Raw genomic sequence first — 26484 nt, forward strand, 5'->3', positions numbered from 1 at the left:
TTGTGCCCCCATCGCCCGCACGCGGCCGCACCGACGACGAGGAGACGCCGATGCCCCCAGGCATCACGACGTTCGCAGCAGACGCCCCGACGCTGTCTGCCGCCAATACCGGATTCATGCTCATCTGCTCCGCCCTCGTGATGGTCATGACCCCGGCCCTGGCCTTCTTCTACGGAGGCATGGTCCGCGTCAAGAGCACCCTCAACATGCTGATGATGAGCTTCATCAGCCTCGGGATCGTCACGATCCTGTGGGTGCTGTACGGATTCAGCCTCGCCTTCGGCTCCGACATCGGCTCCTTCATCGGCTGGAGCTCCGACTTCGCCGGCCTCAGCGGGATCGGCGTCACGGAACTCTGGGACGGCTACACCATCCCGGTCTACGTCTTCGCCGTGTTCCAGCTGATGTTCGCCGTCCTCACCCCGGCCCTGATAAGCGGCGCCCTCGCGGACCGGGTCAAGTTCACCTCCTGGGCGCTCTTCATCACCCTCTGGGTCACCGTCGTCTACTTCCCGGTCGCGCACTGGGTCTGGGGCGCGGGCGGCTGGCTGTACGAGCTCGGCGTCATCGACTTCGCCGGCGGTACGGCCGTCCACATCAACGCCGGTGCCGCGGCCCTCGGCGTGATCCTCGTCATCGGCAAGCGGGTCGGCTTCAAGAAGGACCCGATGCGGCCGCACAGCCTGCCGCTCGTGATGCTCGGCGCCGGACTGCTCTGGTTCGGCTGGTTCGGCTTCAACGCCGGCTCGTGGCTCGGCAACGACGACGGCGTCGGCGCGGTCATGTTCGTCAACACGCAGGTCGCCACCGCTGCCGCGATGCTCGCCTGGCTCGGCTACGAGAAGCTCCGCCACGGCTCCTTCACCACCCTGGGCGCCGCCTCCGGCGCCGTCGCCGGACTCGTCGCCATCACCCCGGCGGGCGGCGCGGTGAGCCCGCTCGGCGCCATCGCGGTCGGTGCCATCGCCGGTGTGCTGTGCGCCATGGCGGTCGGCCTGAAGTACAGGTTCGGCTACGACGACTCCCTGGACGTCGTCGGCGTCCACCTCGTCGGCGGTATCGCGGGCTCCCTGCTCATCGGCTTCTTCGCCACCGGCGGGGTCCAGTCCGACGCCAAGGGCCTCTTCTACGGCGGCGGGCTCGACCAGCTCGGCAAGCAGGCCGTCGGCGTCTTCGCCGTCCTCGCGTACTCTCTGGTCGTCTCCGCGGTCCTCGCCTTCCTCCTCGACCGGACGATCGGGATGCGGGTCGAGGAGGACGACGAGGTCTCCGGCATCGACCAGGTCGAGCACGCCGAGACCGCGTACGACTTCAGCGGCGCCGGTGGCGGTCTGTCCTCCCGCCCCACGCCTCCCGGCCCCGGCACCACGGCAGCCCCGACGAACAAGAAGGTGGACGCATGAAGCTCATCACCGCAGTCGTCAAGCCACACCGGCTCGACGAGATCAAGGAGGCCCTCCAGGCCTTCGGCGTCCAGGGCCTCACGGTCACGGAAGCCAGCGGCTACGGGCGCCAGCGCGGCCACACCGAGGTCTACCGGGGCGCCGAGTACACCGTCGACCTCGTCCCGAAGATCCGCATCGAGGTGCTCGTCGAGGACGAGGACGCCGAACAGCTCATCGAGGTCGTCGTCAAGGCGGCCCGGACCGGCAAGATCGGTGACGGCAAGGTCTGGAGCGTGCCCGTCGAGACCGCCGTCCGGGTCCGTACCGGCGAACGCGGCCCCGACGCACTCTGACCGACGATTGACGTGAACGGAAAGGCAGCTGGGTGACGAGTACCGAAGTGACCACCGAATCCGAGGACTCGGGACCCAGCGGCTATGCGGCGGCCCGGCTGCGCCTCCTCCAGGGAGAGGCGCGGTCCGGGCCGCCGCGCCGTGCGGCCCTCGCCTCGCTCACCGACGACTGGCTGAGCGCCCTCTTCGCCTCCGCCACCGCACACGCCGGCGTCCGCGGCGCCGCCCTCGTCGCCGTCGGCGGTTACGGACGGGGCGAACTCTCCCCGCGCAGCGACCTCGACCTGCTGCTCCTGCACGACGGCAGCGCCGACGCCGGAGCCGTCGCCACCCTGGCCGACCGCATCTGGTACCCCGTCTGGGACCTCGGTCTCGCCCTCGACCACTCCGTACGCACCCCCGCCGAAGCACGCAGGACGGCGGGCGAGGACCTCAAGGTGCAGCTCGGGCTGCTCGACGCCCGGCCCGTCGCCGGCGACCTCGGCCTCGTCGCGTCCCTGCGCACCGCGATCCTCGCGGACTGGCGCAACCAGGCCCCCAAGCGGCTGCCCGCGCTCGACGAGCTCTGCCGCGAACGGGCCGAACGCCAGGGCGAGCTCCAGTTCCTCCTGGAACCCGACCTCAAGGAGGCCCGCGGCGGCCTGCGCGACGCCACCGCCCTGCGCGCCGTCGCCGCCTCCTGGGTCGCCGACGCACCCCGCGAAGGCCTCGCCGAGGCCCGCCGCGTCCTGCTGGACGCCCGCGACGCCCTGCACCTGACGACCGGCCGCGCCACCGACCGCCTCGCCCTCCAGGAACAGGACCAGGTCGCCGGCGCCCTCGGTCTCCTGGACGCCGACGCCCTGCTGCGCCAGGTGTACGAGGCCGCCCGCACCGTCTCGTACGCCACCGACGTCACCTGGCGCGAGGTCAACCGGGTGCTGCGGGCCCGCTCGGCCCGCCCCAGGCTGCGCGCCATGCTGGGCGGCGGCAGGGCCCCGGCCGTCGACCGCAGCCCGCTCGCGGACGGCGTCGTCGAGGCGGACGGCGAGGTCGTGCTCGCCCGCACCGCCCGGCCGGAACGCGACCCGGTGCTCGTCCTGCGCGCCGCCGCGGCCGCGGCCCAGTCCGAACTCCCGCTCTCCCGCCACGTCGTACGCCACCTGGCGGGCGCCGCCAAGCCGCTGCCGGTGCCGTGGCCGGCCGAGGCCCGGGAGGAGCTCGTCACCCTGCTCGGCGCGGGTGAGGCCACCGTGCCCGTCTGGGAGGCCCTCGAAGCGGAGGGGCTGATCACCCGGCTGCTGCCCGACTGGGAACGGGTCCACTGCCGCCCCCAGCGCAACCCCGTCCACACCTGGACCGTCGACCGCCACCTCGTCGAAGCGGCCGTCCGCGCCTCCTCCCTCACCCGCCGCGTCGGCCGCCCCGACCTGCTGCTCGTCGCCGCCCTGCTGCACGACATCGGCAAGGGCTGGCCCGGCGACCACTCCGTCGCGGGTGAGGTCATCGCCCGCGACATGGCCGCCCGGATCGGTTTCGAGCCGCACGACGTGGGCGTCATCGCCACCCTCGTCCGCCACCACCTGCTGCTCATCGAGACCGCCACCCGGCGCGACCTCGACGACCCGGCGACCGTCCGCTCCGTCGCCACCGCCGTCTCCAGCGCCTCCACCCTGGAGCTGCTGCACGCGCTCACCGAGGCCGACGCGCTCGCCACCGGGCCCGCCGCCTGGTCCGCCTGGCGCGCCTCCCTCGTCACGGACCTGGTCAAACGCGTCGCGGCGGTCCTCGCCGGCGAGGAACCGGAGGAGCCCGAGCCCGCGGCCCCGAGCGCCGAACAGGAACGCCTGGCCATCGAGGCCCTGCGCACCGGCGAGCCGGTCCTCGCCCTGCACGCCCAGACCGAGACCCCGCACGAGGAGGACGCCCCGGAACCCGTCGGCGTCGAACTTCTCATCGCGCTCCCGGACCGGCCCGGGGTCCTCCCCGCCGCCGCCGGGGTGCTGGCCCTGCACCGGCTCACCGTCCGCGCCGCTGACCTGCGGGCCGTCGAGCTCCCCACCGAGCTGGGCGGGAGCGCCGACGTCCTGCTGCTCAGCTGGCGGGTCGCCGCCGAGTACGGGTCCCTGCCCCAGGCCGCCCGGCTGCGCGCCGATCTCGTACGCGCCCTGGACGGCTCGCTGGACATCCGCTCCCGGCTCGCCGAGCGGGAGGCGGCCTACCCGCGCCGGCGCGGGGTGAAGGCCCCGCCGCCCCGGGTGAAGGTCGCGGCGGCCGGCTCGCGGCTGGCCACGGTGATCGAGGTGCGCGCCCAGGACGCCCCGGGGCTGCTCCACCGGATCGGCCGGGCCCTGGAGCAGAGCGCGGTACGGGTCCGCAGCGCACATGTGTCGACGCTCGGGTCCAACGCGGTGGACGCTTTCTATGTCACCGATCAGGACGGCCGGCCCCTGGCGGCGGAGCGTGCGGCGGAGCTGGCCCGGGAGGTCGAGAAGGCGCTCGGCTGAGCGCTTTCACCGCGTGCGGCAGCCCTCGTCCGTCACGAGAACCGGGCGAGGGCTTTGCGTTCCACGGCGTCCGGATACCCTGGGGAACGACTGACCCATCCCGCCCCCGACCCTGAGGACCGACGAGCGCCGTGTTCGATACTCTCTCCGACCGCCTTGCCGCGACTTTCAAGAACCTCAGGGGCAAGGGCCGCTTGTCCGAGGCGGACATCGACGCCACGGCTCGCGAGATCCGTATCGCCCTGCTGGAAGCCGATGTCGCCCTGCCCGTCGTCCGGTCCTTCATCGCCAACGTCAAGGAGCGGGCGCGCGGCGTCGAGGTCTCCCAGGCGTTGAACCCCGCGCAGCAGATGATCAAGATCGTCAACGAGGAGCTCGTCTCCATCCTCGGTGGCGAGACCCGGCGGCTGCGGTTCGCCAAGACCGCGCCCACCGTGATCATGCTCGCCGGCCTCCAGGGCGCCGGTAAGACGACCCTCGCGGGAAAGCTCGGCCTCTGGCTGAAGGGCCAGGGCCACTCCCCGCTGCTCGTCGCCTGTGACCTCCAGCGTCCCAACGCCGTCAACCAGCTGAGCGTCGTCGCCGAGCGCGCCGGCGTCGCGGTGTACGCACCGGAGCCGGGCAACGGCGTCGGTGACCCGGTCCAGGTCGCCAAGGACTCGATCGAGCACGCCCGTACCAAGCAGTACGACGTCGTGGTCGTCGACACCGCCGGCCGCCTCGGCATCGACCAGGAGCTGATGCAGCAGGCCGCGGACATCCGCGACGCCGTCAGCCCCGACGAGATCCTCTTCGTGGTCGACGCGATGATCGGCCAGGACGCGGTCAACACCGCGGAGGCCTTCCGCGACGGCGTCGGCTTCGACGGTGTGGTGCTCTCCAAGCTCGACGGTGACGCCCGAGGCGGTGCGGCCCTGTCGATCGCCCACGTCACGGGCAAGCAGATCATCTTCGCGTCGAACGGCGAGAAGCTCGAGGACTTCGACGCCTTCCACCCGGACCGGATGGCCTCGCGCATCCTCGACATGGGTGACCTGCTCACCCTGATCGAGCAGGCGGAGAAGACCTTCAGCCAGGACGAGGCCGCCAAGATGGCCTCCAAGCTGGCGTCCAGCAAGGGCAAGGACTTCACGCTCGACGACTTCCTCGCCCAGATGGAGCAGGTCCGGAAGATGGGCTCCATCTCCAAGCTGCTCGGGATGCTGCCCGGCATGGGGCAGATCAAGGACCAGATCAACAACATCGACGAGCGCGACGTCGACCGCACCGCCGCGATCATCAAGTCGATGACCCCGAAGGAGCGCGCCGAGCCGACGATCATCAACGGCTCGCGTCGCGCCCGTATCGCCAAGGGCTCCGGTGTCGAGGTCAGCGCCGTGAAGAGCCTGGTCGAGCGGTTCTTCGAGGCCCGCAAGATGATGTCGAAGATGGCGCAGGGCGGCGGCATGCCGGGTATGCCCGGGATGCCGGGCATGGGCGGTGGTCCCGGCCGGCAGAAGAAGCAGGTGAAGCAGGCCAAGGGCAAGCGCAAGAGCGGCAACCCGATGAAGCGCAAGGCCGAGGAGCAGGCCGAGGCCGCCCGCCGCGAGGCGGCGGCGCAGGGCGGCGCGCTCGGCCTGCCGGCCGGTCAGGAAGACAAGAACTTCGAGCTGCCGGACGAGTTCAAGAAGTTCATGGGCTGACCGAGCCCGTGTCATGTCCCGGAGGGGGTGCCCGCTTCACGGCGGGCGCCCCCTCCGGCGTGTGCGGGGGAGCGGCGTTCCCTCCATGGGCCCAGCGGACCGCCGCTCCGAGGGCTTCGTCCGTGTTTCTCCCTTAATGTCGGCTCAACGGCTGTCGGCAGAGGAGCGCGCGTGACCAGTCCGGTACCTCCCCGCGACCGCACCGACCAGCCCTGGCGCTCCGAGGGCGCGCCACCGCCCCCGCCGCCCCGCCGGAAGATGCCCGGGGGCTGGGGCGGACTGCTGCTGACCGCGCTGGTCGTCTATCTGATCGCCAACCTGCTGCTCTCCTTCTTCAACGGCGAGGAGGAGCGGACGATCGCGTACACGGAGTTCAGCAAGCAGGTCACCTCGGGCAATGTCTCCAAGATCTACTCCAAGGGCGATGCCATCGAGGGGCAGCTCAAGAAGGAGGCGAAGGTCCCGGGCAAGAAGGACGACAAGTACACCAAGTTCGTCACCCAGCGGCCCGCCTTCGCCGACGACAACCTCTGGGCCGAACTGGTCAAGGACGACGTCACGGTCACGGCCGAACCGGTCGTCAAGGAGCGCAGCTTCCTGGCCAACCTGCTGATCTCGCTGGCGCCGATGCTGCTGCTCGTCGTGCTCTGGGTGTTCATCGCCCGGCGGATGTCGAAGGGCGGCATGGGCGGCGGGATGGGCGGCTTCGGCCGCAAGGCACCACCCAAGCCGGTAGAGCTGGAGGGCGGCAGGCGCACCACCTTCGACGACGTGGCCGGCATCGACGAGGTCGAGGGCGAGCTCGACGACGTCGTGGACTTCCTGAAGAACCCGGACGCCTACCGAGAGATGGGCGCCAGGATGCCAGGGGGCGTCCTCCTCGCCGGTCCGCCCGGCACCGGAAAGACGCTGCTCGCGCGGGCCGTCGCGGGGGAGGCGGGGGTGCCGTTCTTCTCGGCCTCTGCCTCCGAGTTCATCGAGATGATCGTCGGCGTCGGGGCCGGCCGGGTCCGGGAGCTCTTCTCCGAGGCGCGAAAGGTCGCCCCCGCCATCGTCTTCATCGACGAGATCGACACCATCGGACGGGTCAGGGGCGGCGGTTCCGGCATGGGCGGGCACGACGAGCGCGAGCAGACGCTCAACCAGATCCTCACCGAGATGGACGGCTTCTCCGGCTCCGAGGGCGTGATCGTGCTCGCGGCCACCAACCGCGCCGACGTCCTCGACCCGGCGCTCACCCGGCCCGGCCGCTTCGACCGGATCGTCCAGGTCAGCCCGCCGGACAGGACCGGCCGGGAGGCGATCCTGGAGATCCACACCCGGCAGATCCCGATGGCGCAGGACGTGGACCTGGGCCAGGTGGCCCGTGCGACCCCGGGGATGACCGGCGCCGATCTGGCCAACCTCGCCAACGAGGCCGCGCTGCTCGCCGTCAAGCGGGGGCAGCGGGAGGTCAGCGGCGCCGATCTCTCGGACGCTCTGGAGAAGGTCCAGCTCGGTGCGGAGCGCTCGCTGGTCATGTCGGACGAGGAACGCCGCAGAACCGCCTTCCACGAGAGCGGACACGCGCTGCTGGGGATGCTCCAGCCCGGCGCCGACCCGGTCCGCAAGGTCACCATCGTGCCGCGCGGCCGGGCACTCGGGGTCACGCTCTCCACGCCGGACGCCGACAAGTACGCGTACACCGAGGAGTACCTGCGCGGCCGGATCATCGGAGCGCTCGGCGGGATGGCGGCCGAGCAGGTGGTGTTCGGCGTCGTCACCACGGGCGCGGAGAGCGATCTGGAGCAGGTCACCGCTCTGGCCCGGGGCATGGTGGGCCGCTGGGGCATGAGCCACAAGGTGGGCCGGCTGACGGCGATCCCGGCCGATGCCCAGCAGGCGTACGGCCTGAGCGCCGCGCCCGCCACCCTGGACGCGGTGGACGGCGAGATGCGCCGGATCGTCGACGAGTGCTACGAGGAGGCGTGCCGGCTCCTCGGGAACAACCGGGACCGGCTGGACTCGCTGGCCGGGGCGCTGCTGGAGCACGAGACGCTGGACGAGGTGGCCGCCTACCGGGCCGCCGGCGTCACCCGGCTGGACAAGCCGTAGCGGTCCCGGCCGGCGCCGCGATGCCCGGCAGGCCCGGGGCCGCGCCTGAGCCGTGCAGCGTGCGGACAGGACCCGGGGTCGGCCGCTACGTCGTGCAGACGAGATAGCGGAACACGTTGGGCATCCAGACGGTGCCGTCCCGGCGCAGGTGCGGGTGCAGCGCCTCCGCCACCTCCTTCTCCACCTGGGTCCGGTCCGTCGCCCGTACCGCCGCGTCGAAGAGCCGGGTCGACAGCAGGCCCCGGACCGCGCTGTCCAGGTCCGCGTAGCCGAACGGGCACGCCACCCGCCCGGAGCCGTCGGGCTTCAGCCCGGTCCGGAACGCCACGTCCTCCAGATCGTCCCGCTGCGCGCCCAGCCAGCCGCCCGCCCCGGGGGAACCCGTCCCCTCCGCGAGCCGGGCCGCCACCCGCAGCACCGCCGCGGTGGCGCACCGCTCGGGCGGGCCCCAGCCGGTCAGTACGACGGTGCTGCCCCGGGCCGCGAGCGGCACCGCGGAGCCGAGCGCGCCCACCAGCTCCTCCGCGTCGTCGGCCGCGCAGCCGATCGGGGTGAACGCGGTGATCAGGCCGTACGGCCGCTGGTCCGGCGCGACGGCCGGGACGCCGTCCAGGAGCCATGGCCCGGTGGCCGGTGGCCCGGCGCCGCCCACCTGGGCCGGGTCCGGCAGCAGCCGGGCGCGGGCGAGCGCGAGGCGTTCCGGGTCGGTGTCGATGCCGGTGACGTGGGCCCCGCGGCCGGCCGCGATCAGCAGCGCGAGCCCGGAGCCGCAGCCGAGCGAGAGCATCCGGGTGGCGGCCCCCACCTCCAGCCGCCGGTACACCGCCTCGTAGAGCGGCGCGAGCATCCGTTCCTGGATCTCGGCCCAGTCACGGGCCCGGGACCCGGTGTCCACCGGGGCGGACGGATCCGCGTGCCTGTGGTGCCGGACGAGCGTTGGTGTCATGGAATGCGCCCCAATCCGCCGAGTTGCCGGTGATGCCGGTGTTGCCGGTCGGTCCTGTCCGAGTGGACGATTCCCCCGTGCTTGCGGCCGCGCTTCCCCCGTATGCCAGGGAACTGCTCATCCGCCGCCGCGTCCAGGGGTCTACGGGCAATGGTTGCCTCCGGTACCGCTCGCCGGTCCAGTCTCACCCGGCGGGCGGGGCCGGGCACGTCGAGCGCCGACCCGTGGCGTCGAGCCGCCCGGGGGAGGGGGTGGGCGGTGCGGAGCGGGCCCCGGTACTGTCGGTTCCCGCGGCCGGCGCCCGTCGGCGCCCCGGGCGCCCGGGTAGTGCGGGACTCAGGGGGCGTACGCGCGGTCTACGCGCTCGGGCGTACACGTCGCTACGTACCACCTTGGTGCGAGCTGTGAGAGTTCTCCGCAGATCAGCGCACCCGCCCTCGTCAGGACGCATCAACGGCAACTGACTGGTACGTGCAAATTATTTGGGATGGCCCGGAATCGGAACACCGGGGCACTCGCGCTCGTTGTCACGACGTGAGCACGACACCACCTGTACTTGCCGCAGAGCTGGCACAGGCGTGGGCCGACATTCAGCGGTACCACCCCGAGCTGCCCGATCTTGCCGCGCCCGAGTCCCTGATCGGAGAATCCTCGTCCGCCTGTGGCGCCGAGCTCTCCTTCGAACGGCTGCTCCATGAGGCAGTCCATGGCATCGCCGCCGCGAGAGGTGTCCGGGACACCTCTCGCGCCGGCCGCTACCACAACCGCCGATTCCTCGCGATCGCGGAGGAGCTGGGCCTCGACCACGCGGAGGAGCCCCACCCCAGCAGTGGCTTCTCCCTGGTCACGCTCAACCCCGAGGCCAAGCGCCGGTACCGGCCGACGATGGAACGGCTGCAGCGCGCCCTCAAGGCGCACACCGTGGCCACCGCCGCCGACACCAAGCGCTCCTTCCGCGGCCCGGCCGCCCGGCACGGCTCCTCCGGAGGGGGCGTGCGGGTCAAGGCCGTCTGCGACTGCGGTCGCAATGTGCGCGTGGTCCCCTCGGTCCTCGCACAGGCCCCGATCGTCTGCGGCGGCTGCGGAAAGCCGTTCCGGATCCCGGAGGCAGTGGTCGCGGTGGGGTGAGCCGATGTGGTGTGGCACAATGGCTAGCTGTACTCGACAGTCGCATAGGACCCCTCTCTCCTCCGGCTGACGCGTCCATCGGGCACTCCGAGTACCGCAACCCCACGTGGCATCTTCGTTGTGCCCAACCACGTCATAGACCAGGAGACACCACTTCCGTGGCAGTCAAGATCAAGCTGAAGCGTCTGGGCAAGATCCGTTCGCCTCACTACCGCATCGTCGTCGCCGACTCCCGTACCCGCCGTGATGGCCGGGCCATCGAGGAGATCGGCCTGTACCACCCGGTACAGAACCCCTCGCGCATCGAGGTCAACGCAGAGCGCGCGCAGTACTGGCTGTCCGTCGGCGCCCAGCCGACCGAGCCGGTCCTCGCGATCCTGAAGCTCACCGGTGACTGGCAGGCCCACAAGGGTCTCCCGGCCCCCGCGCCGCTTCTGCAGCCGGAGCCGAAGGCTGACAAGCGCGCCCTGTTCGAGGCCCTGACCAAGGACACCGCTGAGGAGTCCAAGGGCGAGGCCATCACGCAGAAGGCGAAGAAGGCCGACAAGAAGGCGGACGAGGCTGCTGACGCAGCTGCGCCCGCCGAGTCGACCGAGGCCTGATCATGCTCGAGGAGGCTCTTGAGCACCTCGTGAAAGGCATCGTCGACAACCCCGAGGACGTGCAGGTCGCCTCGCGCACCCTGCGTCGCGGCCGCGTGCTCGAGGTCCGGGTCCACCCCGACGACCTCGGCAAGGTGATCGGCCGTAACGGCCGCACCGCACGCGCGTTGCGTACCGTCGTCGGCGCCATCGGCGGCCGCGGTATCCGCGTCGACCTCGTCGATGTGGATCAGGTTCGCTGACAGAGTTGAACACCGGCACGGGCCGGGGAGGGCCATGCGCCCGCCCCGGCCCGTCGTCGTATGACAGGAGAGACACAAGGTGCAGTTGGTAGTCGCGCGGATCGGTCGCGCCCACGGCATCAAGGGCGAGGTCACCGTCGAGGTGCGCACGGACGAGCCGGAGCTCCGGCTCGGCCCCGGCGCGGTACTGGCCACGGAGCCGGCCTCGACGGGACCGCTGACGATCGAGACCGGCCGGGTGCACAGCGGCAGGCTGCTGCTGCGTTTCGAGGGCGTACGGGACCGTACGGCCGCCGAGGCGCTGCGCAATACGCTGCTGATCTCCGAGGTCGACCCGGAGGAGCTCCCGGAGGACCCCGAGGAGTTCTACGACCATCAGCTGATGGACCTGGACGTGGTTCTCGCCGACGGCACCGAGATCGGCCGGATCACCGAGATCACGCACCTGCCGTCCCAGGACCTCTTCATCGTGGAGCGCCCCGACGGCACCGAGGTGATGATCCCGTTCGTCGAGGAGATCGTCTCCGAGATCGACCTGGAGGAACAGCGCGCGGTGATCACGCCGCCGCCGGGTCTGATCGACGAGAGCGAGGCGGTCGTGGTGTCCTCGCGGGACGAGGAGGCGGCGGCCGATGCCGCCGAGGGCGGGAAAGACGCCTGATGCGCCTCGATGTCGTCACGATCTTCCCCGAGTACCTCGAACCGCTGAACGTCTCGCTCGTCGGCAAGGCCCGCGCCCGCGGCCGGCTCGACGTGCACGTGCACGATCTGCGGGAGTGGACGTACGACCGCCACAACACGGTCGACGACACCCCCTACGGCGGTGGTCCCGGCATGGTCATGAAGACCGAGCCGTGGGGCGACGCCCTGGACGAGACCCTGGCCGACGGCTACGAGGCCGGTGCGCACTCCCCGGTGCTCGTGGTGCCTACGCCGAGCGGCCGGCCGTTCACCCAGGAACTCGCCGTCGAGCTGTCCGAGCGGCCCTGGCTGATCTTCGCCCCGGCCCGCTACGAGGGCATCGACCGGCGGGTCACCGAGGAGTACGCCACCCGGATGCCGGTCGTCGAGGTGTCCATCGGCGACTACGTGCTGGCCGGCGGGGAAGCCGCGGTGCTGGTGATCACGGAGGCGGTGGCCCGGCTGCTGCCCGGCGTGCTCGGCAACGCCGAATCGCACCGGGACGACTCCTTCGCACCCGGCGCGATGGCCGATCTGCTGGAGGGGCCCGTCTACACCAAGCCGCCCGAGTGGCGCGGCCGGGGGATTCCTGACGTGCTGCTCAGCGGCCACCACGGCCGGATCGCGCGCTGGCGCCGGGACGAGGCGTTCCGCCGTACCGCGCTCAACCGGCCCGATCTGATCGAGCGTTGCGAGGCAGCGGGCTTCGACAAGAAGGACCGCGAGATGCTCTCGATCCTCGGCTGGTCACCCGAGCCGGGCGGTCGATTTTGGCGCAGGCCCCAGGCCGTGGAAGAATAGGCCGCTGCTGTACGTCCGCGTGCGCCCCTGCCACAGGGGGAAAGACGCCCGTCCGACGCGATCAGCACCCCAATCTCATCACTCTCCCGGCGATGACCTGTGGCATCGGCGAAGAAAGCAGACAACATGACTTCCCTGCTCGATGGCGTCAACGCCGCCTCGCTGCGTACCGACGTCCCGGCGTTCCGCCCCGGTGACACCGTCAACGTTCACGTCCGCGTGATCGAGGGCAACCGCTCCCGTATCCAGCAGTTCAAGGGCATCGTCATCCGCCGCCAGGGCGCGGGCGTCGGCGAGACCTTCACGGTCCGCAAGGTCTCCTTCAGCGTCGGCGTCGAGCGCACCTTCCCGGTGCACAGCCCGATCTTCGAGAAGATCGAGCTCGTCACCCGCGGTGACGTCCGTCGCGCCAAGCTGTACTTCCTCCGTGAGCTGCGCGGCAAGGCCGCGAAGATCAAGGAGAAGCGCGACCGCTGAGCTGGCTCCCAGGTCCGCGGCACGGCCGGATAAGCTCTGGCCCCGATGGACACGGAAGCAAGAACCACGGAGCGCGACCGCTCCTCCGCAGCCCCCACGGGGCCGGAGGAGGGGTCGCGCTTTTCGCGTATCCCGCACCGTCTCGCCGCCTCGATGTCGTGGCGGCGCACGGTCGCGCTCGGTGCTGTCTGCTCGGTCTTCGTCCTCCTCTTCAGCATGTTCGTGGTGCAGCCCTTCCTGATCCCGAGTGGCTCGATGGAGTCCACGCTGCGGGTCGGGGACCGGGTGCTCGTCAACAAGCTGGCGTACCGTTTCGGCTCCGAACCCCGGCGCGGGGACGTGGTGGTCTTCGACGGCACCGGCTCCTTCATGCAGGACCCGCCGCCGGAGAACCCCGTCACCGGGCTGTTGCACGGCGCGGCGGCTTCCCTGGGGCTCGCGGAGCCCGCAGAGACCGACTTCGTGAAACGGGTGGTGGGCGTGGGGGGCGACCGGGTGGTCTGCTGCGACAAGCGGGGCCGGATCCAGGTGAACGGCCGGCCGCTGGACGAGGGCTACCTCTTCGAGGGTGACGCACCCTCCCGGGCCCCGTTCGACATCGTCGTGCCGGACGGCACGCTCTGGATGATGGGCGATCACCGCAGCCGTTCCCGGGACTCCCGCGACCACCTGGGCGAACCGGGCGGCGGCATGGTGCCCGTCGACAAGGTGATCGGCAGGGTGGACTGGATCGGCTGGCCGCTGGGACGGGTGGCCTCGCTCCCGGGCACCGCGGCCTTCGACGGCGTACCCGCGCCGGGGGCGACGCATGGGTAACCGCGGGCGGCGGCAGGACGCCGCCGGCCCCGGGGTGCAGCCGCCGGCGGACGGTGACACGGCGTCCCGCTCGTTGCCCACCCGGGCGGAGCGGCGTCGGCTGGCCCGCAAGGTGAAGCGGAAGCGGCGCAGATCGGCCGTGCAGGAGATTCCCCTGCTCATCACCGTCGCGGTGGTGATCGCGCTGGTCCTCAAGACGTTCCTGGTGCAGGCCTTCGTGATCCCGTCGGGATCGATGGAACAGACCATCCGGATCGGTGACCGGGTCCTCGTGGACAAGCTCACCCCGTGGTTCGGGTCCCGGCCGCAGCGTGGCGATGTGGTCGTGTTCAAGAACCCCTCGGACTGGCCGCCGCCGAATCCGGTGACGGCGAAGGAGTCGCCCGTCGTCATCAAGCAGGTGAAGGAGGCGCTGACCTTCATCGGGCTGCTGCCGTCGGACGACGAACAGGACCTGATCAAACGAGTGGTCGCCGTCGGCGGTGACACGGTGAAGTGCTGTGGTGCGGACGGCCGCCTCATGGTCAACGGTCAGGCGATCGACGAGCCCTATCTCTTTCCCGGCAATCCCCCTTCCACGATCAAATTCGAGGTAAAGGTTCCAGCCGGACGAATCTTCGTGATGGGTGACCATCGCTCCAATTCCGCCGATTCACGATTCCACCTGGACAAGACGGCCGACGGCACGGTTTCCGAAGATGCCGTAGTGGGACGGGCCGTGGTGATCGCCTGGCCCGTCGGGCACTGGACGAAGCTCGAGGAACGTTCGGCGTTCTCCTCGGTCCCGGACCCGCGCGCCGGGACGGCGGCTGCCCCGGGACCGTCGAATAGTGTGTCCCAGGATCCCAACGGAATGATCCGGCTCCCGACCCCTGCGGAACTCCCGCTCGTTATGGGAGTGGTTGGCCTGCACCGGCTAGGGCGCAGGCGGTGGCACGGAATAAGGAGCAGATGTGGGGGATTTGGCGGTGGGCGCACGATCCGGACACGACGAACCCGAGGACCGGCCGGACATTCCGGGGAACACCGAGTCGGCCGGGACGACGGAGGACCGGGCGGAGAGTGACGGCGACGCCCAGGGCAGTGGCAGTCCGGCCAGGAAGAAGCCGCGCTCCTTCTGGAAGGAGCTGCCGCTCCTCATCGGTGTCGCGCTGGTTCTCGCGCTGCTGATCAAGACGTTTCTGGTGCAGGCGTTCTCGATTCCGTCGGATTCGATGCAGAACACCCTTCAGCGGGGTGACCGGGTGCTGGTCGACAAGCTCACTCCGTGGTTCGGTTCCGAGCCGGAGCGCGGCGAGGTCGTCGTCTTCCACGATCCGGGCGGCTGGCTGGAGAACACTCCGACGGCCAATCCGAACGCGGTGCAGAAGTTCCTGAGCTTCATCGGGCTGATGCCGTCCGCCGAGGAGAAGGACCTGATCAAACGCGTCATCGCGGTCGGCGGTGACACGGTCGAGTGCAAGAACAACGGGCCGGTCGTGGTCAACGGCAAGGCGCTGGACGACAAGTCGTTCATCTTCAAGGGGAACACCGCCTGCAACGACGAGCCGTTCGGCCCGGTCAAGGTGCCCAAGGGCCGTATCTGGGTGATGGGCGACCACCGCCAGAACTCCCTCGACTCCCGCTACCACCAGGAGCTGCCGGGCGGCGGCACCGTCTCCAACGACGAGGTCGTGGGCCGGGCCATCGTGGTGGCGTGGCCGGTCAACCGCTGGGCGACCCTGCCCGTCCCGAAGACCTTCGACCAGCCGGGGATCAACGCCGCGGCCGCGATGGCTCCGGGTGCGCTGGGCTTCGCGGGCGCCGTGCCCCTCGTGCTCTGGCGCAGGCGGAGCAGGGCCGCGGCGGCGCGGCAGAAGTAGCCCGGGGAACCCCCGCTCGTTGTCCAGGGGGGTGGGTTTGTGATCGGCGGGCCCGGGTGGGCCGTCGTTGGCGCAGAGTGAGGAAATGAATGTGAGCGACGTGGCAGACGGAGCGCGATCCGGACACGGACAGTCCACGGAGAGGACCGAGCAGCCTGCCGGCGCTGCCCTCGATCCCGTGGGAGGGACACCGGGTCCGGCCGCGCCGGAGGCCGCGCGCATCCCGGAGCAGGGGGGCAAACGGGCGAAGAAACCCCGCCCCCTCTGGAAGGAGCTGCCGCTCCTCATCGGTATCGCGTTGGTTCTCGCGCTGCTGATCAAGACGTTTCTGGTGCAGGCGTTCTCGATTCCGTCGGATTCGATGCAGAACACCCTTCAGCAGGGCGACCGGGTGCTGGTCGACAAGCTCACTCCGTGGTTCGGCTCAGAGCCGGAGCGCGGCGAGGTCGTCGTCTTCCACGACCCGAGCGGCTGGCTGGACGGCGAGCCGACGCCCGAGTCGAACGTGGTGCAGACCTTCCTCAGCTTCATCGGCCTGATGCCCTCGTCGCAGGAGAAGGACCTGATCAAGCGGACGATCGCGGTCGGCGGCGACACCGTGTCCTGCAAGAAGGGCGGTCCGGTTGTCGTCAACGGGAAGCCGCTCGACGAGCCCTACATCTTCCCCGGCGGCACACCCTGTGACGACATGCCCTTCGGCCCGTTCAAGGTGCCCGACGGCAAGATCTGGGTGATGGGCGACCACCGGCAGGACTCCTCGGACTCGCGGTATCACACCAACGACGTGAACAAGGGCTTCGTGCCGGTGGACGATGTCGTGGGCCGGGCCGTCCTGGTCGCGTGGCCGGTCAACCGCTGGGCGACGCTGCCGGTCCCGGACACCTTCGACCAGCAGGGGATCAACACCGCGGCCGCGGTGGCTCCCGGTGCGCTCGGCATCGCCGGAGCCCTGCCGCTCGTGATCCGGCGCAGGCGGAAACTGACCGGCGGGCGTACCGCCGGGTAGGGTGCCGACTCGGATCAGCGATTGTCGATCTCCGATGGGGGACGCTGGGATGAGTGGAACAGGACGTACGGACGACGGCCGCGGCCGGCTCGGCGGCAAACTGTCGGGGCTGGCGGTGGCCGTCGGCTGTGTGCTCTTCCTCGGCGGTTTCGCCTGGGCGGCCGTGGTGTACCGGCCGTACACGGTGCCGACCGAGTCGATGACCCCCACGGTGAACGCGGGCGACCGGGTCCTCGCCCAACGGGTGGACGGCAGCGAGGTGCGCCGGGGCGATGTCGTGGTCTTCACCGATCCGGCGTGGGGCGATATGCCGATGGTGAAGCGGGTCGTCGGTGTCGGCGGCGACAAGGTCGCCTGCTGCGAGAAGGACGGCCGGCTCACGATCAACGGCATACCCGTTGCGGAACCGTATCTGCGCTCCGACGATCCCGCCTCCGCGAACGGCTTCACGGCCCAGGTGCCCAAGGGGCAGCTCTTCCTCCTGGGCGACGACCGCCGGGTCTCGCTGGACTCCCGGGTCCACCTTGAGGACGGCGGACAGGGCTCGGTGCCCCGCAGCGCCGTGACGGCCCGGGTGGACGCCGTGGCCTGGCCGCTGGGCAGCATGGTGGAGCGGCCCAGCGCCTTCGCCGCCCTGCCCGGCGGGGTGTCCTCCGCGGGGCCGGTCAAGCTTCAGCTCGCAGCGGTGATCGCGGGCGTGCTGCTGATTCTGGGCGGGTCCGTGTACGGACCGCTCGCAGCCCGGTCCGCCCGGTCGAAGCGGAACAAGCAGGGGAAGGCGGCCGCCGGTGTCCGCTGAGAGGCGCAAGGTCTCCCGCCTGGTTCTCCTCGATCCGGACGACCGCGTTCTGCTGATGCACGGGTTCGAACCGGAGGACCCCGCGAGCACCTGGTGGTTCACCCCGGGCGGAGGGCTGGAGGGCGACGAGACCCGCGAGCAGGCAGCGCTGCGCGAACTGGCGGAGGAGACCGGGATCAGGGAGGTCGAACTGGGCCCGCTCCTCTGGAAGCGGATGTGTTCCTTTCCGTTCGACGGCCGGCGCTGGGAGCAGGACGAGTGGTACTTCCTCGCCCGTACGGCACAGACCCTGACGGACACCAGTGGGCAGACCGGGCTGGAACGGCGCAGCGTCGCGGGCCTGAGGTGGTGGACCTCCGCCGAACTGTCGGCGACGCGTGAGACGGTGTACCCGACCAGACTCGCCGGGCTGCTGCACACGCTGCTCGACGAGGGTCCCCCGCGTACGCCGTTGGTTCTGGCTCCCGAAATCGCCTGAGCGTCCGGGGCGCCCGGCCTGGCGCACAATGGGGGCACGCACGGCTGAAGGGGAACATGCCAATGAGCGCCGAGGACCTCGAGAAGTACGAGACCGAGATGGAGCTGAAGCTCTACCGGGAGTACCGCGATGTCGTCGGTCTGTTCAAATATGTGATCGAGACCGAACGGCGCTTCTACCTCACCAATGACTACGAGATGCAGGTGCACTCGGTCCAGGGCGAGGTGTTTTTCGAGGTGTCCATGGCGGATGCCTGGGTCTGGGACATGTACAGGCCGGCCCGGTTCGTCAAACAGGTCCGGGTCCTGACGTTCAAGGACGTCAACATCGAGGAGCTCAACAAGAGCGATCTCGAACTTCCGGGTGGCTGAGTTCTCCACATCCGCCCACTTGTCCACCAAGATCCACTAGCTGCGGGCGGACGCGTCAGAGTCGGTGCCGGAGGTGGTGCCGATATGAACGCACGGGGGGCACTCGGGCGGTACGGCGAGGATCTGGCGGCGCGGCTGCTGACCGAGGCCGGCATGTCCGTACTGGAACGGAACTGGCGCTGTCGCACCGGCGAGATCGACATCGTCGCGCTGGACGGCGACGCGCTCGTCATCTGTGAGGTGAAGACGCGCAGGGCGGGTGGGTTCGAGCACCCGATGGCCGCCGTGACACCGGCCAAGGCGGACCGGCTGCGCCGGCTGGCCGAGCTCTGGCTGGACCGGCACGGCGGTTCGCCGCCCGGGGGCGTGCGGATCGACCTGGTCGGCGTGGTGCTGCCCAGGCGCGGTGCGCCCCGGGCCGAGCACGCGCGGGGGGTGGCCTGATGGCGTTCGCGCGGGCCTGCTCGGTCGCCCTGGTCGGCGTCGAGGGCGTGGTGGTGGAGGTCCAGGCGGACCTGGAGGCCGGGGTGGCGGCGTTCACCCTGGTGGGGCTGCCCGACAAGAGCCTGGTGGAGAGCCGCGACCGGGTACGGGCGGCGATCGCCAACTCCGGCGCGGAGTGGCCGCAGAAGAAGCTCACGGTGGGCCTGTCGCCGGCGTCGGTACCCAAGGGCGGCTCGGGCTTCGATCTCGCCGTGGCGTGTGCGGTGCTCGGCGCGGCCGAGCGGATCGACCCCGCGTCGATCGCGGATGTCGTGATGATCGGGGAGCTGGGGCTCGACGGCCGGGTGCGGCCGGTGCGCGGGGTGCTGCCCGCCGTGCTGGCCGCCGCGGAGGCCGGCTACCGGCAGGTGGTCGTCCCCGAGCAGACGGCGGGCGAGGCGGCGCTGGTACCCGGGGTCTCCGTGCTCGGGGTGCGTAGCCTGCGGCAGCTGATCGCCGTGCTCTGCGACGAACCGGTGCCCGAGGAACAGCAGCCGCACGACCAGGGGCGCCCCGACACCATGCTGGCCGGTCTCATGGTGCCCGGCGCCGGTATGGGCACCGGCATCGCCCGGGGCTCGGCACAGGGCGACGGACACCGGCCGGACCTGGCGGACGTCGCGGGCCAGGAACGGCCGCGCAAGGCCCTGGAGGTCGCGGCGGCGGGCGGTCACCACCTCCTGCTGTCCGGACCACCGGGCGCGGGCAAGACCATGCTCGCCGAACGGCTGCCCGCGATCCTGCCGGCCCTGAGCAGGCAGGAATCCCTCGAGGTCACCGCGGTGCACTCGGTGGCGGGCATCCTGCCGCCGGGGGAACCCCTGGTCTCCCGGGCCCCCTACTGCGCACCGCACCACTCGGCGACCATGCAGTCGCTGGTCGGCGGGGGCAACGGGCTGCCCCGGCCGGGCGCGGTGTCGCTGGCCCACCGCGGCATCCTCTTTCTCGACGAGGCGCCGGAGTTCTCGGTACGGGCCCTGGACGCGCTGCGCCAGCCGCTGGAGTCGGGGCATGTGGTGGTGGCACGCAGCGCGGGGGTGGTCCGGCTGCCGGCCCGCTTCCTGATGGTGCTGGCCGCCAACCCGTGCCCGTGCGGGCGGCACACCTTGAGCGGGGCCGGCTGCGAATGCCCGCCCGCCTCGGTCCGGCGCTATCAGGCCCGGCTCTCCGGTCCGCTGCTCGACCGGGTGGATCTGCGGGTGGCCGTCGACCCGGTCAGGCGCGCGGACCTGATGGGGCAGGGTGGTCGGGGCGAGTCGACGGCGACGGTCGCCGCCCGGGTGCGGGAGGCGCGGGCACGGGCGGCGGAGCGGCTCGCCGGTACACCCTGGACCACCAACAGCGAGGTACCCGGCCACGAGCTGAGGACCCGCCTGGTGGCGGCGCCCGGGGCGCTTCTGGCGGCCGAGCGCGACATGGAACGGGGAATGCTCACCGCGCGCGGCCTGGACCGGGTCCTGCGGGTGGCGTGGACCCTCGCGGATCTGCGGGGCGTCGACCGGCCGGACGCCTCGGACATCGCGGTGGCCCTGGAGCTGCGCACCGGCATTCCGCGCGGGGCGCCGATGACGGCGGGGACGGCGGGGGCGGCATGACGGGGCAGCAGGCGGGGGAGTCACTGCCGCTGCCCGGGCCCAGGCCCGGACCCGGACCCGGTGACGGGGAGCGGTCGGCGTGGTCTCCCGGTGGGCCCGGTGACGGGGAGCGGCTGGCGCGGGTCGCGTTGACGCGGGTCCTGGAGCCGGGGGACGAACGGGGCGGCCGCTGGCTGCGGGAGTGCGGCGCCGGGGAACTGCTGCGGCGGATCACCGCCAGGGACGGATCGGCCGAGCAGCTCAGCGGTATGACGGCGCGACGGCTGGCCGGCTACCGGCTGCGGGCCGAGGCGGCGGACCCCGCGCGGGATCTCGCGGCGATGGCCGCGGTCGGCGGGCGCTTCGTCTGTCCGGGCGACCGCGAGTGGCCGAGCCAGCTGGACGACCTGGGGGACACCCGGCCGACCGGGCTCTGGGTGCGGGGGAGGCCCGATCTGCGGCTCTGGGCGCTGCGTTCGGTGGCGGTGGTCGGGGCCCGCGCCTGCACCCCGTACGGGGCGCATATGGCGACGGCCCTCGGCGCCGGTCTCGCGGAACGGGGGTGGGTGGTCGTCTCGGGCGCGGCGTTCGGGGTCGACGGGGCCGCTCACCGGGGTGCTCTCGCCGCGGGTGGGGCGACGGCGGCGGTGCTGGCCTGCGGGGTGGACGTCGCGTACCCCCGCGGACATGCTGAACTGATCGGGCGCGTCGCCGGGCAGGGGCTCGTCATCGGTGAGCTGCCGCCGGCCGAACACCCCACGCGCAGCCGGTTCATCCTCCGGAACAGGGTGATCGCCGCGTTGACGAGGGGAACCGTCGTGGTGGAGGCCGAATACCGCAGCGGTTCCCTGGTCACGGCGCGTTGTGCCCAGCGGCTCGGCCGCTTCACCATGGGCGTTCCAGGGCCCGCCACCAGCGGTCTGTCGGCAGGCGTCCATGAACTCCTGCGGGGCGAGGGGGTGCTGGTGACGGACGCCTCGGAAGTCGTTGAACTGGTCGGTGACATGGGGGAGCTCGCCCCGCCCAGACAGGGTGCGGTGCTGCCCAGAGACCTGCTGGACACCGGCTGCGCCAGGGTTCTCGACGCGCTTCCGGCCCGCACGGCCGCCGCTGTGCGCGAGGTGGCCCGTACCGCCGGAACGAGCATCGACGAGGCGCTCGCCAAGCTGTACGAACTGCACTCACTGGGGTTCGTCGAACGTCATGGCGATGGATGGCGGTTGACGCGGCGGCCGACTTGCAATGACGACGCGCGGCGAGGCGGTACTTGACCTGGAGCATTCGGGTGAAAAGGTGATGCCGATGACCTCGGCGGATCGTTCGGCAACGTCTCCGGGGCCGGCGCGCGACGTGTCGGCCCCGGTCGCCAGTCATGTCCTCGTCCGGGTGCGCGGCCGTCTCCGTAACCGGGGCCGGTGTCGCGTCCGGTGCCGTGTCCGTTCCCCCGGAAGCGCGCGCTCCGATCCCATATCCTGCGCGCACCGCGACACTTCGGTCACGCTACGCTCACAAGGACCCCGCCCCAGACGCACATTCCCCAGCACTTCACTGCAGAACGGCTCAAGGCACCACATGCCCCAGCACACCTCCGGGTCTGACCGCGCGGCAGTACCACCGGCTGCGCGTGGCACTGTGCGCCCTCCCGCTCCCTCCTCCCTCGACGAGTTGTGGCGTTCGTACAAGACCACGGGCGACGAGCGGCTGCGGGAGCAGCTGATCCTGCACTACTCGCCGCTGGTGAAGTACGTGGCCGGCCGGGTGAGTGTGGGCCTTCCGTCCAACGTCGAGCAGGCGGACTTCGTCTCCTCCGGGGTCTTCGGGCTGATCGACGCGATCGAGAAGTTCGACATCGAGCGGGCGATCAAGTTCGAGACGTACGCGATCACCCGCATCCGGGGCGCGATGATCGACGAACTCCGGGCGCTGGACTGGATCCCCCGCTCCGTGCGCCAGAAGGCCCGTGCGGTGGAACGCGCCTACGCCACGCTGGAGGCGCGGCTGCGACGCACCCCGTCCGAGGCCGAGGTCGCCGCGGAGATGGAGATCGGGCTGGAGGAACTGCACGCGGTTTTCAGCCAGTTGTCCCTGGCGAACGTGGTCGCGCTGGAGGAGCTGCTCCATGTGGGCGGCGAGGGCGGTGACCGGCTGAGCCTGATGGACACGCTGGAGGACACCGCCGCCGACAATCCGGTGGAGGTGGCCGAGGGCCGCGAGCTCCGGCGGCTGCTCGCCCGCGCCATCAACACCCTCCCGGACCGCGAGAAGACCGTCGTCACGCTCTACTACTACGAGGGCCTCACCCTGGCCGAGATCGGCAATGTCCTCGGGGTCACCGAGAGCCGGGTCAGCCAGATCCACACGAAGTCCGTATTGCAACTGCGCGCGAAACTGGCCGACGCCGGACGCTGAGACCGCCTCCGGCGGCGCCCGGCGCCGTCCACCCGGGCCGGCCGATCGGGACCGCCCACCCCCTCCCGGGCAGCGGTCGCCGTAGAGTGGACGCGTGCCCAGGATTCGAGCGGCCTCCGTGGCCGAGCACCGGACCATGCAGCGCGGCGCCCTCCTGGACGCAGCGCGTTCCCTGCTGTCCGAGGGAGGCACGGAGGCGTTGACCTTCCCCGCCCTCGCCGAGCGCACGGGCCTCGCCCGGTCCTCCGTCTACGAGTACTTCCGCTCCCGCGCCGCCGTCGTCGAGGAGCTCTGCACCGTCGACTTCCCCGTCTGGGCGGCCGAGGTGGAGAACGCGATGGAACGGGCGGATACGCCGGAGGAGAAGATCGAGGCGTACGTACGACGGCAGCTCGATCTCGTGGGAGACCGGCGCCACCGCGCCGTCGTCGCCATCTCCGCGAGCGAGCTGGACGCGGGCGCCAGGGAGAAGATCCGCGCCGCCCACGGCGGGCTGATCGCCATGATCGTCGAGGCGCTCGGCGACCTCGGCCACCAGCAGCCCCGACTGGCGGCGATGCTGCTCCAGGGCTCCGTGGACGCAGCGGTGCGGCGTATCGAACTCAGTGTGGTGGAGGAGCCGGCCGTGATCGCGGACACCGCCGTCGCCATGATCCTCTGCGGCGTCCGGGGCGCCCCCGGCGAGCAGGCCTCCTGATTCCGGCGCCTGACCACGACCCCGTACAGGGGTGCGGTCGCGGCACCCCCGACGGCCGCCGCTCCCACCGGGTCCCCGCCCGGAGGCGGTGCGGGTTCTAGTTCGGGCACACCGGCCACCGGCAGCAGCCGGGACGGCCCGCGCCGCAGCAGCGCGGGCGGCAGCAGTGACAGCGGGTCCAGATACGCCGCCGCGCGGCGCAGCCCCCAGTGCAGACAGCCGGAAGCGCAGTGGAACGGCCCCGTAGCCATGACCGCCACCACCTGCCCCGCGGTGACCTCGTCCCCCTTCGCGACCAGCGGGCGCACCGGCTCGTACGTCGTCCGCAGCGGCGGATCGCCCGTCCCCGCCAGCTCGATCGCCAGCACTCCCCGTCCCGCGACGGCGCCCGCGAACGAGACCCGTCCGGAAGCGGCCGCGAGCACCTCCGTACCCGGCCCGGCGGCGAGGTCCACCCCGCGGTGCCCCGGCCCGTAGTCCGTGGCGGGCGGCTCCCATCCCCGTACGACCACGGGCCGCCCGGCCAGTGGCCAGACCCGTCCGCGATCGGGCGGTGGATCCACCGGGGCGGGGACAAGGGCGGACGGGGGCGCGGTCACGGGCGGGGGCGGCCGGTCCTCGGCGGTCGCCGTCCCGCACCACCACCCCGCCGCGAGAAGCGCCGCGGCGGCCGCCGCCGACACCGCCCGCGCCAGGCGCCCCGGCCCGCCGCCCCGCTCACCGCCCGGTGCGCGGCGGCCCCCGGACCGGACCCGCGATCCGTCCTGGTCAGATGTGTTTCGCATGGCACAACCGTCCCCCGGCGGCCCGGTCCGCGGGGATCATGGACCGGATCTGTGGAATACCGGCCGGTTGTGGACAGCGCCGTCACCCGGCGCTCGGCGGGTCCCGTACACTTCTTGTGGCGATCCGGGTCACCGGGTCGACTTCGCACGCCCCGCCATCTCCCTCTCGACGGAGGTGGCCGCGCTCCTCGGTCCCTCGTGGCACGGCGCGTCGGGGCGTCAGGCGCGACAGCAATCCTGCGGTCGCGATAACCGAGTACCTCAAGGAGTACGGCCATGGCCGTCGTCACGATGCGGGAGCTGCTGGAAAGCGGCGTCCACTTCGGTCACCAGACCCGTCGTTGGAACCCGAAGATGAAGCGCTTCATCTTCACGGAGCGCAACGGCATCTACATCATCGACCTGCTCCAGTCGCTGTCGTACATCGACCGCGCCTACGAGTTCGTCAAGGAGACCGTCGCCCACGGCGGCTCCATCATGTTCGTGGGTACGAAGAAGCAGGCGCAGGAGGCCATCGCCGAGCAGGCGACGCGCGTCGGCATGCCGTACGTCAACCAGCGTTGGCTCGGTGGCATGCTCACCAACTTCTCCACCGTCTACAAGCGCCTTCAGCGTCTGAAGGAGCTTGAGCTCATCGACTTCGAGGACGTGGCCGCCTCCGGCCTCACCAAGAAGGAGCTGCTGGTCCTCTCCCGCGAGAAGGCCAAGCTGGAGAAGACCCTCGGTGGTATCCGCGAGATGCAGAAGGTGCCGAGCGCCGTCTGGATCGTCGACACCAAGAAGGAGCACATCGCCGTCGGTGAGGCGCGCAAGCTCCACATCCCGGTCGTCGCGATCCTGGACACCAACTGCGACCCCGACGAGGTCGACTACAAGATTCCGGGCAACGACGACGCGATCCGCTCCGTCACGCTGCTCACCCGCGTGATCGCCGACGCCGTCGCCGAGGGCCTCATCGCCCGTTCCGGCGCTGCGACCGGCGACTCGAAGCCGGGCGAGAAGGCCGCCGGCGAGCCGCTCGCCGAGTGGGAGCGTGACCTGCTCGAGGGCGACAAGAAGGCCGACGCCGAGGTCCAGACCTCCGCCGAGACCGAGAAGGTCGCGGACGCCGAGGCCGCTGACGCCCCGGCCGCCGCCGAGGCCGCTGTCGAGGCGCCCGCCGCCGAGGCGCCCGCCACCGAGACGCCGGCCGTCGAGGCCCCCGCCGCCGAGGCTCCGGCCGCGGACGGCGAGCAGGCCTGACACCCGTCACGGCTGACGACGGCGGGGGCCGGTGCCGCACAGGCACCGCCCCCGCCGTTCACCCGTAGATCTTTCAGACTTCGAGAGAGAAATTCAGACTCATGGCGAACTACACCGCCGCTGACGTCAAGAAGCTCCGTGAGCTCACCGGCGCCGGCATGATGGACTGCAAGAAGGCGCTCGACGAGGCCGACGGCAGTGTCGAAGGTGCCGTCGAGGCCCTTCGTATCAAGGGCCAGAAGGGCGTCGCCAAGCGCGAGGGCCGTTCTGCCGAGAACGGCGCCGTCGTCTCCCTCATCTCCGAGGACAACACCTCCGGTGTCCTGCTCGAGCTGAAGTGCGAGACGGACTTCGTCGCCAAGGGCGAGAAGTTCCAGGCCGTCGCCAACGCGCTGGCCGCGCACGTCGCCGCCACCTCCCCGGCCGACCTGGCCGCCCTGCTCTCCTCCGAGATCGAGGCCGGCAAGACGGTTCAGGCGTACGTCGACGAGGCCAACGCCAACCTCGGTGAGAAGATCGTCCTGGACCGCTTCGAGCAGTTCACCGGCGCCTACGTCTCCGTGTACATGCACCGCACCATGCCCGACCTGCCGCCGCAGATCGGTGTCCTGGTCGAGCTCGACAAGGCCGACGCAGAGCTGGCGAAGGGCCTTGCCCAGCACATCGCCGCCTTCGCGCCGAAGTACCTCTCCCGCGAGGACGTCCCGGCCGAGATCGTCGAGACCGAGCGTCGTGTCGCCGAGGAGACCACGCGCGCCGAGGGCAAGCCCGAGGCCGCGCTCCCGAAGATCGTCGAGGGTCGCGTCAACGGCTTCTTCAAGGAGGCCACCCTCCTCGGCCAGCCGTACGCGCTGGACAACAAGAAGTCCGTCCAGAAGGTCCTGGACGAGGCCGGTGTCACCCTGAAGCGCTTCTCGCGCATCAAGGTCGGCATCTGAGTCCGTCCGCGAAAAACGGTGGACCCCGATAGGGTCTGGTGCAGTCGACGGCCGCACACCGCCGTACGACCGCAGATCTGACGAGGAGGCCATTGCCGCTGAGGGACATCGGACCCACCGGCAATGGCCTTCTTCGTATGTGCACGA

Annotated in this window: 26 protein-coding genes and 1 pseudogene; 25 read left to right on the forward strand and 2 right to left on the reverse strand. The window is 71.2% G+C overall.

The annotated features are described in order from the left end of the window. Positions 1-50 precede the first annotated feature (50 nt). From OG892_RS29525 to ftsH, 5 genes are all read left to right on the forward strand, one after another. On the forward strand, positions 51-1403 hold the full coding sequence (locus OG892_RS29525; RefSeq protein WP_073739090.1) for an ammonium transporter: 1353 nt from the start codon (positions 51-53) through the stop codon (positions 1401-1403). Continuing rightward, positions 1400-1738, forward strand: coding sequence for a P-II family nitrogen regulator (locus tag OG892_RS29530; protein ID WP_003965965.1), 339 nt, complete (start codon positions 1400-1402; stop codon positions 1736-1738). Before OG892_RS29525 ends, OG892_RS29530 begins: the two co-directional genes overlap by 4 nt. Before the next feature lie 32 nt (positions 1739-1770). Next, the gene (locus tag OG892_RS29535) at positions 1771-4224 is read left to right on the forward strand and encodes a [protein-PII] uridylyltransferase (protein ID WP_328695468.1); all 2454 of its coding nucleotides are present in this window, start codon (positions 1771-1773) and stop codon (positions 4222-4224) included. Positions 4225-4355: 131 nt separating this feature from the next. After that, positions 4356-5906 carry a signal recognition particle protein gene (ffh, locus tag OG892_RS29540; protein WP_073739092.1) on the forward strand — a complete coding sequence of 517 codons (1551 nt, stop codon included), beginning with the start codon at positions 4356-4358 and terminating at the stop codon, positions 5904-5906. A gap of 171 nt (positions 5907-6077) precedes the next feature. Next, positions 6078-8000: an ATP-dependent zinc metalloprotease FtsH gene (ftsH, locus tag OG892_RS29545; protein WP_073739093.1), complete on the forward strand. Its 1923-nt coding sequence runs from the start codon at positions 6078-6080 to the stop codon at positions 7998-8000. Between the two features lie 85 nt (positions 8001-8085). Here ftsH and OG892_RS29550 read toward each other — a convergent pair whose 3' ends face one another. After that, positions 8086-8946, reverse strand: a complete 861-nt coding sequence (locus OG892_RS29550) for a methyltransferase domain-containing protein (RefSeq protein ID WP_328865270.1) — start codon at positions 8944-8946, stop codon at positions 8086-8088. Between the two features lie 534 nt (positions 8947-9480). Here OG892_RS29550 and OG892_RS29555 point away from each other — a divergent pair. The 18 genes from OG892_RS29555 to OG892_RS29640 all read left to right on the forward strand — a co-directional run bounded on the left by OG892_RS29555 (position 9481) and on the right by OG892_RS29640 (position 23372). Next, positions 9481-10074: a hypothetical protein gene (locus OG892_RS29555; protein ID WP_073739095.1), complete on the forward strand. Its 594-nt coding sequence runs from the start codon at positions 9481-9483 to the stop codon at positions 10072-10074. A 158-nt stretch (positions 10075-10232) separates the two neighbouring features. After that, positions 10233-10676 (forward strand): 30S ribosomal protein S16, encoded by a 444-nt coding sequence (gene rpsP / locus OG892_RS29560; RefSeq protein WP_073739096.1) that lies wholly within the window; start codon positions 10233-10235, stop codon positions 10674-10676. Positions 10677-10678: 2 nt separating this feature from the next. Then, positions 10679-10918 (forward strand): RNA-binding protein, encoded by a 240-nt coding sequence (locus OG892_RS29565; protein WP_024492228.1) that lies wholly within the window; start codon positions 10679-10681, stop codon positions 10916-10918. A 79-nt stretch (positions 10919-10997) separates the two neighbouring features. Beyond that, positions 10998-11579 carry a ribosome maturation factor RimM gene (gene rimM, locus OG892_RS29570; RefSeq protein WP_073739097.1) on the forward strand — a complete coding sequence of 194 codons (582 nt, stop codon included), beginning with the start codon at positions 10998-11000 and terminating at the stop codon, positions 11577-11579. Next, positions 11579-12400 (forward strand): tRNA (guanosine(37)-N1)-methyltransferase TrmD, encoded by an 822-nt coding sequence (gene trmD, locus OG892_RS29575; RefSeq protein WP_073739098.1) that lies wholly within the window; start codon positions 11579-11581, stop codon positions 12398-12400. The genes rimM and trmD overlap by 1 nt, the downstream gene beginning before the upstream one ends. A gap of 126 nt (positions 12401-12526) precedes the next feature. Then, positions 12527-12877 carry a 50S ribosomal protein L19 gene (gene rplS, locus OG892_RS29580; protein ID WP_024492231.1) on the forward strand — a complete coding sequence of 117 codons (351 nt, stop codon included), beginning with the start codon at positions 12527-12529 and terminating at the stop codon, positions 12875-12877. A gap of 45 nt (positions 12878-12922) precedes the next feature. Further along, complete coding sequence (lepB, locus tag OG892_RS29585) at positions 12923-13693, forward strand: signal peptidase I (RefSeq protein ID WP_371630709.1); 771 nt, start codon at positions 12923-12925, stop codon at positions 13691-13693. Then, positions 13686-14759: a signal peptidase I gene (gene lepB / locus OG892_RS29590; protein ID WP_073739100.1), complete on the forward strand. Its 1074-nt coding sequence runs from the start codon at positions 13686-13688 to the stop codon at positions 14757-14759. Before lepB (OG892_RS29585) ends, lepB (OG892_RS29590) begins: the two co-directional genes overlap by 8 nt. Next, entirely contained in the window at positions 14656-15555 is a 900-nt protein-coding gene (gene lepB, locus OG892_RS29595) for a signal peptidase I (protein WP_371631712.1), read from the forward strand. Before lepB (OG892_RS29590) ends, lepB (OG892_RS29595) begins: the two co-directional genes overlap by 104 nt. Positions 15556-15655: 100 nt before the next feature. Further along, on the forward strand, positions 15656-16561 hold the full coding sequence (gene lepB, locus OG892_RS29600; RefSeq protein ID WP_371631713.1) for a signal peptidase I: 906 nt from the start codon (positions 15656-15658) through the stop codon (positions 16559-16561). Between the two features lie 49 nt (positions 16562-16610). Next, positions 16611-17360, forward strand: a complete 750-nt coding sequence (lepB, locus tag OG892_RS29605; protein WP_073739102.1) for a signal peptidase I — start codon at positions 16611-16613, stop codon at positions 17358-17360. Then, a complete protein-coding gene (locus tag OG892_RS29610) occupies positions 17350-17838 on the forward strand; it encodes an NUDIX hydrolase (RefSeq protein WP_073739103.1) in 489 nt (162 codons plus the stop codon). The genes lepB (OG892_RS29605) and OG892_RS29610 overlap by 11 nt, the downstream gene beginning before the upstream one ends. Positions 17839-17900: 62 nt before the next feature. Continuing rightward, the gene (locus OG892_RS29615) at positions 17901-18209 is read left to right on the forward strand and encodes a DUF2469 domain-containing protein (protein WP_003965949.1); all 309 of its coding nucleotides are present in this window, start codon (positions 17901-17903) and stop codon (positions 18207-18209) included. A gap of 84 nt (positions 18210-18293) precedes the next feature. Continuing rightward, positions 18294-18653 (forward strand): YraN family protein, encoded by a 360-nt coding sequence (locus OG892_RS29620; protein ID WP_073739104.1) that lies wholly within the window; start codon positions 18294-18296, stop codon positions 18651-18653. After that, on the forward strand, positions 18653-20287 hold the full coding sequence (locus OG892_RS29625; RefSeq protein WP_371630710.1) for a YifB family Mg chelatase-like AAA ATPase: 1635 nt from the start codon (positions 18653-18655) through the stop codon (positions 20285-20287). Before OG892_RS29620 ends, OG892_RS29625 begins: the two co-directional genes overlap by 1 nt. Then, complete coding sequence (dprA, locus tag OG892_RS29630; protein ID WP_371630711.1) at positions 20284-21537, forward strand: DNA-processing protein DprA; 1254 nt, start codon at positions 20284-20286, stop codon at positions 21535-21537. Before OG892_RS29625 ends, dprA begins: the two co-directional genes overlap by 4 nt. A gap of 301 nt (positions 21538-21838) precedes the next feature. Continuing rightward, entirely contained in the window at positions 21839-22675 is an 837-nt protein-coding gene (whiG, locus tag OG892_RS29635; RefSeq protein WP_073739112.1) for an RNA polymerase sigma factor WhiG, read from the forward strand. Between the two features lie 118 nt (positions 22676-22793). Next, entirely contained in the window at positions 22794-23372 is a 579-nt protein-coding gene (locus OG892_RS29640; RefSeq protein WP_371631714.1) for a TetR/AcrR family transcriptional regulator, read from the forward strand. Positions 23373-23467: 95 nt separating this feature from the next. Here OG892_RS29640 and OG892_RS29645 read toward each other — a convergent pair. Further along, positions 23468-24157: pseudogene (locus OG892_RS29645) on the reverse strand (murein hydrolase activator EnvC); the annotation flags it as partial. A 276-nt stretch (positions 24158-24433) separates the two neighbouring features. Here OG892_RS29645 and rpsB point away from each other — a divergent pair. Then, entirely contained in the window at positions 24434-25399 is a 966-nt protein-coding gene (gene rpsB / locus OG892_RS29650; RefSeq protein WP_371630712.1) for a 30S ribosomal protein S2, read from the forward strand. Between the two features lie 101 nt (positions 25400-25500). Further along, a complete protein-coding gene (gene tsf, locus OG892_RS29655) occupies positions 25501-26337 on the forward strand; it encodes a translation elongation factor Ts (RefSeq protein ID WP_073739115.1) in 837 nt (278 codons plus the stop codon). The last annotated feature ends 147 nt before the right edge of the window (positions 26338-26484 follow it).

Source organism: Streptomyces sp. NBC_00341 (assembly GCF_041435055.1).
GTDB lineage: Bacteria > Actinomycetota > Actinomycetes > Streptomycetales > Streptomycetaceae > Streptomyces.